Here is a 6,280-nt window from a genome sequence, read left to right on the forward strand (position 1 = left end):
CAGGGAACAGAAACCAGGTTTTTATACCGGATTGATTACGGATTGGCAGAGATTTAGTCCAGAAATGCGGTTGTCTTCCCTTTAACTGTACCGATGCCCTCGGAACCCAGGGGGTTTCCTGTGATCGAGATTGGGACAATGCTGATATAGATGGACAGGCGATCGCTTGTCCATCTTTTATTTTTACAGGCTGCATATTGCTCAAGCCAACGGTGATTCATCAGCAGAGTTCGGTGACATCCTCCCAAAAGGGGAATTTTTTTGATTCATCAGACCCGTGACCCAGCAATCGTGCAATGGATTGTCGCTACTTTTGCAGCCTTCAGAAAATCGGTAAAAAATGATACTTTCGGTAGAGGTGGCGATCGCCACTGGCACTCTAAGCTGGAAGTCATTGAGGAAAATTTAACTTTCTCAAAATAACAATCATAGAAGTATGCAACAGCCGCTTTTACCCGATTAAATGTAAGGCAAAAAGCGGCAAAAATGCTACTGAAATTCAAAGGAGTTTTGTATGAAACAGATGATTAATTGGCTCAAAAATATTAGCCTTCGACAAATTTTAACCGGAATGATGGCAGGACTGCTACTCATCGTCGGCACTGCTTGCAGCAATACCCCCTCCGTCATGGCTAAAACTTCTGATCAGGTCAGAGAGGAAATGCCCTCCAAGTACGTCAACTCCACCTATGAAGGGGGAATGAACGAGTATCCCGATACGGACCCCCGACAAGGGGCGACTACACGCGCTGAAGCCAAAGCGAAAGAACTCAAAGATAGCGCCGAACGCCGGATTAAAGACGATTCCCGAACCTATCCGGATAAAGACCTTGGCGAGATACTGGAAGAAGTCCCCGGACAAGTCTCTAAAATTGGCGATCGCGCTGAAAATGCCGCCAACGAATTGGGCAAACACGCGAAAGCCGGGGCAGATTTAGCCAAAGAAACCGGGGAAACCGCCGTTGAAAATACCCGAAACTCTCTGAACAAAGGCGCTAAAACCGCAGCCCGGGAAGCAGATAAACTCGGCAATAAAGCTCAAAACACCGCAGAAAAGGCCACCGACGCCGTTAAATCTAAAGTGAAGCAGGACTTAGATCGTTCAGGTAAAGCCCTAGAACGGACAGCCGATTCCATTGAATAGACTCTCACCCTCCAGTTAGGGCAACTTGCAGTTCAGGCTAAATCAGCCTAACTCGCAATCCCCAGAGGCACAGCAGTGCCTCTATTTTTTTTTGAGAACATCGTTTCGGGAGGATGGGGGTTCATGTTTGTAGTAACGACTTCAGTCGTTACCGCGTTACTTGGCATTGGCCAAGTAACGCACCCCTGTCCGGATCCTCCAGTTCCCAAACAGGCGCTTAAGCCCCTCATGGTGACTGTACCGCTTCAGCTATGAAACGACAGCAAGTCGTTACTACGAACTTAAGAGAACGACAGCAAGTCGTTACTACGAACATTCTCCGTCATCCTTCATCCGTCATCCGTCATCCTTCATCCTTCATCCTTCATCCGTCATCCGTCATCCTTCATCCGTCATCCTTCATCCTTCATCCCCCCCATTCTCCCCGAAACCCCCTGCCTTGCCTGTTAAGGATAAATGACATTTATGGTAAAATACGGTTTATGTACGACCGTGACCTAAGCGCACTAAATCTCGATGATGAGCTAGATAGCCCTCTGGATCATTTGGATGAGGCCCCCGCCGCCCCCAAGCCGGATCCTGAGAAAATGTTGCTGTTGTTAGCGTCATCTGTTCCCGAACAGCGAATGATCGCGACGCGGGCATTCTGTGAAATTCAGGATGAACGCGCCATCCCCCACCTGATCCAACTGTTAAGCGACCCTTGCCCCCTCGTGCGGGTGAGTGCCGCCTACGCCCTTGGACGCAATACCAGTCCCGATGCCGTCGAACCCTTAATCGACCGGCTGAATTTGGATTGGAACGGCTACGTTAGAAAGGGTGTCGTTTGGGCATTGGGAAATTGTGCCGATCGCCGCGCCCTCGAACCCCTCCTCGAAGCCCTCAAAACCGACATTTCCGCCGTCCGCCTCTGGGCCGCCAGTTCCCTGGGTCAACTATCTAATGTCGGCTACGATCTCGTTATTTCGGCCATTCCCCCCCTCATTTACAGCCTGCGAACCGACCCTATTGCCGCAGTCCGAAGTAACTGCGCCTGGGCGATCGGGCAACTCTGCCGCGAACTCCCTTCCAACGTGGTGTATGCCGGGGCGATCGACTCCCTGATCGAAGTCCTAGAAGAAGACGAAGACATGGGGGTTCGCGAAGATGCCAAAGCCTCCTTATTACGAGTCGGAGACCCACGCGGATTACAAATCATCGAGGAATTAGAACTCGATGGTTTATTATAAATCCCCATCAAACAAAGCCCGCCTCTGCGGGCTAAGAAACTTTTATAACAAAATTGAGCAACAGTCATTCTCTCCGGTGTTCGTAGTAACGACTTCAGTCTTTTCCCCCCATCTTCCTCGTGACTTGGCTGTGCCGAGTCACGAGGAGCTATTAGGAAAAGGTAGGCATTGCCTACCTTTTCCTCTTTTCTGGGTAGGTTAAATTCACAGAACCTGCTCCCTTAGTCTCACATTAAAATTAAATCAATCCCATGATTCCTTTTATTGTATCTAAACTCAATCCCCTCGCCCAAAAAGTCCGAGAAATTATCCCCCAATTCCCCGGGCAAGTTGCAATTCCCAGTCTCACTATCACGGCGTTATTACTCGGAGTGAGACAATTGGGCGGGTTGCAACCGTTAGAACTTATCCTGTTTGACGCCATGACCCGGATCCGTCCCGACCCAGGACCGGACCCCCGCTTACTGATTGTTGAAATCACAGAACAAGATATAGCGAACCAGGGAACATGGCCTTTTAGCGATCGCCTGTTTGCCGAAGTCCTGGAAGAATTACAACGCCATCAACCCATTGCGATCGGCTTAGATATTGTCCGAGATATCCCCACCGAACCGGGACATCAGGAATTGCTTGCCCAATTGCAACAACCGAATGTGATTGCTATTACCACCCTGGGGAACGAAGAGAAACAAAGAGTTTCTGCACCGGCGGGGATTTCCGCAGAACAAATCGGCTTCAATGACATTGCGATCGACCCCGATGGCAGAGTGCGCCGCAATTTAATGTTTGCCTCCCAAGACGGCACAACTTTCCCTTCATTTTCCTTACAATTAGCCCGGTTTTATCTAAAAAATCAAGGCATAGAACCTATGCTAACTGAAGCCCAAGAATATCAGCTAGGAAATGCCATTTTTTCCAAATTAAAATTTAATTCCGGTGGGTATCAATCCCTTGATGCTGGAGGATATCAAACCCTGCTTAATTATCGCACTGAATCTGTGGCTCGAAAGATTAGTTTTACAGAGGCGATCGCCCGAGACTTCGACCCGGAATGGGTGCGAGATAAAATTATTTTTATTGGCGCAACTGCACCGACCCTCAAAGACTTATTTTATACACCTTATAGTCGGGGAATTGGTCAATTAAAAATGCCCGGGGTGGTAATTCATGGACAAAAGAGCAGCCAAATTTTATCAGCGGTATTAGACGATAAACCGTTATTTTGGTTTATGCCAGAATGGGGAGAAATTCTGTGGATTGTTTTTTGGGGGATGAGTGGTAGCCTAGTTGTCCAGAGATTCCACAATTCCATGATGATTACAGGAAGTGTATTCATTGCACTAGGGCTAATTTTTAGCATCGGCTACAGCCTCATTTTAACCGGCGGATGGATACCCCTAGCCGCCCCGGCTACTGCCTTTATTTGCACAAGTTTATTCGGCGTGATGTACCAGCGACAACTTGCTGGAAAACAGCAACAAATGGTCATGAACCTGTTGGGACAACAGACCTCCCCGGAGATAGCCACAGCCCTTTGGACCGAACGCGATCGGCTGCTAGAATCAGGAATGCTCCCCTGGCAAACCCTCAAAGCCACCATCCTATTTACCGACCTCAAAAACTTCAGTACCCTGTCCGAAACCAAAACCCCAGAAGAATTAATGACCTGGTTAAATCCCTATCTCAGTGCCATGACAGATGAAGTCCTAAACCATCACGGCATCGTCAATAAATTCACCGGCGATGGCATTATGGCAGCCTTCGGCGTACCCATTCCCAGCACCACCCCCGAACAGATTGCTAAAGATGCGGAAAATGCCGTCAGCGCCGCCTTAGCCATGAGCAGAAAACTCCAAGAATTAAATCAAACCTGGCAACAAGAAGGATTACCCAAAGTACAGATGCGAATCGGAATTTTTACCGGACCGATTACCGTTGGCAGCCTAGGGGGAAAACACCGCTTAGAATATGGCATCATTGGGGATAGTGTCAATACCGCTTCCCGCCTAGAAAGTTGTGAGAAACAGCGCCACCCCGATGATTGTCGCATCCTAATCGCCCGAGAAACCTTAGTCCATATTTTAGATAAATTTAAAGTAGAATCCTGGGGAGCTTTACCCTTAAAAGGAAAATCCAAAACCATAGAAGTTTACCGCGTTATTGATTCCTCACCGAAGTAACATCAACAACCAAGTTCGTAGTAACGCCTGAAGGCGTTCTTAATGTTCGTAGTAACGACTTCAGTCGTTCTTAATGTTCGTAGTAACGCCTGAAGGCGTTCTTAATGTTCGTAGTAACGCCTGAAGGCGTTCTTAATGTTCGTAGTAACGACTTCAGTCGTTCTTAATGTTCGTAGTAACGACTTCAGTCGTTCTCTTCGTTCATCATAAGTTACAATACCTCAATCCCAACCCACCTGATCCAATGAGGCCGGGAATTCCCACCCGCTAATAATTAGGACCCCTTTAAACCCTCTGCGGAGGTATTTCCCGCGTCAATCAACCCCATTCAATCTGGTGCTCTATCATGCTGAACCCACTCTTGTTCCTAAAGGCGATCGCCTTATCCACCGCCTGCATTCTCAGCCTCTCCCCTGTCCCCACAGCCCTCCGGACCCTCGCCCAAACCTTTCCATCTCAAACCCCGGAAGTCATGCCTCCCTTAGATCCGGATGACAAACCCCCCACCCTTCCCGCAGGACCCCGAGATGAGTGCCTAACTGGGGAAAATTCCCCATCCCTCATTCCCGTACTACCTGATTTAAACCAAAAAATCGGACTCACCGTTTCCCCCCATCCCACCATCTTCGTCTACATCCCGCAAACCCAGGCAGAAACAGCCCTATTCGTCCTCATCGATGAACAGCGCAACAGCATTTATAGCCAACCCGTACCCTTAGCAGGGACCCCCGGCATCTTAAGCATCACCGTTCCCGAAGATGCCAATATCCCCCCCTTAGAACCCAATCAGACCTATTCCTGGACCCTAGCCCTCCTTTGTCCCACCACAGCAGGAATCCGAGAAGCCAACATCTATGTCACCGGCAGAATCCAGCGCGTCGAGAATCCCGAATTAGCCCAACAAGTGAGCCAAGCCACCCCCCGACAAGTCCCCTCACTTTACGCCCAAGCCGGAATTTGGCACGACACCCTCCACACCCTCGCCCAACTGCGCCGAGAAAATCCCGAAGACACCGACCTAACCGCATACTGGGAGAGCTTACTCACCGATGTCGGACTCGCGGACATCGCCAAAGCCCCCTTGCTCCCCCTTGACTCCGACCCCACCAGCCCCTAAACCCAGACCTCACTTGTCGCTCATCTCTAACCCTGCATCTCACTGGCTCAGTTAACCCTATCTCGGGAGCTTCTACCCATGCCATTTTCTCACAAACCCCTCAATCTAGCCCTACTCACCTTCATCCTTCTCATCGGCATCCCGACCCTCGGGGAAAGTCAGCGCAACCTATCCAATCTTTCCGTGACTGCCCAAACTGTAGAAGAACTGCAACAGGAAGCGGAACGATTGTTGAATTTAGGACTTGAACAGTATCAGCGCAGTCAATTTCGTGATGCCTTAGAGTCATTCAAACAAGCGCTAGAAATTTATCGGGCGATCGGGGACCAAGCGGGGGAAGGCAGCACCCTCAACAACCTGGGAATTGTTTACCGTTCTTTGGGAGAGTACGCCCAAGCGGAGCAATCCTACCACCAATCCTTAGAAATATCCCGGCAACTCGCAGACAAAGCGGGGGAAGGAAACACCCTCAACGGTCTCGGAAATGTTTACGGTTCTGTCGGAGAATACACCCAAGCGGAGCAATACTTCCGCCAATCCTTAGAAATATCCCGGCAACTCGCAGACAAAGTGGGGGAAGGCAACACCCTCTACAACCTTGGAAATGTTT

General features: G+C 49.5%; 6 protein-coding genes. All 6 read left to right on the forward strand.

All coding sequences use genetic code 11. From position 1 onward, the window contains the following. The first annotated feature begins 261 nt into the window (after positions 1 to 261). Positions 262 to 423: a hypothetical protein gene (locus tag NG795_RS14500; protein WP_367289374.1), complete on the forward strand. Its 162-nt coding sequence runs from the start codon at positions 262 to 264 to the stop codon at positions 421 to 423. Positions 424 to 514: 91 nt separating this feature from the next. Continuing rightward, entirely contained in the window at positions 515 to 1,144 is a 630-nt protein-coding gene (locus NG795_RS14505) for a DUF6658 family protein (protein ID WP_367289375.1), read from the forward strand. A 482-nt stretch (positions 1,145 to 1,626) separates the two neighbouring features. After that, positions 1,627 to 2,373: a HEAT repeat domain-containing protein gene (locus NG795_RS14510; protein WP_367289489.1), complete on the forward strand. Its 747-nt coding sequence runs from the start codon at positions 1,627 to 1,629 to the stop codon at positions 2,371 to 2,373. Positions 2,374 to 2,624: 251 nt separating this feature from the next. After that, on the forward strand, positions 2,625 to 4,553 hold the full coding sequence (locus NG795_RS14515) for a CHASE2 domain-containing protein (protein WP_367289376.1): 1,929 nt from the start codon (positions 2,625 to 2,627) through the stop codon (positions 4,551 to 4,553). A 346-nt stretch (positions 4,554 to 4,899) separates the two neighbouring features. Beyond that, a complete protein-coding gene (locus NG795_RS14520; protein WP_367289377.1) occupies positions 4,900 to 5,670 on the forward strand; it encodes a DUF928 domain-containing protein in 771 nt (256 codons plus the stop codon). A 78-nt stretch (positions 5,671 to 5,748) separates the two neighbouring features. Further along, positions 5,749 to 6,280: tetratricopeptide repeat protein (locus tag NG795_RS14525; protein WP_367289378.1), on the forward strand; the 532-nt coding region annotated here is incomplete at its 3' end.

Origin of the sequence: Laspinema palackyanum D2c (assembly GCF_025370875.1) — a bacterium.
In the GTDB taxonomy this organism is placed as follows: Bacteria; Cyanobacteriota; Cyanobacteriia; order Cyanobacteriales; family Laspinemataceae; genus Laspinema; species Laspinema palackyanum.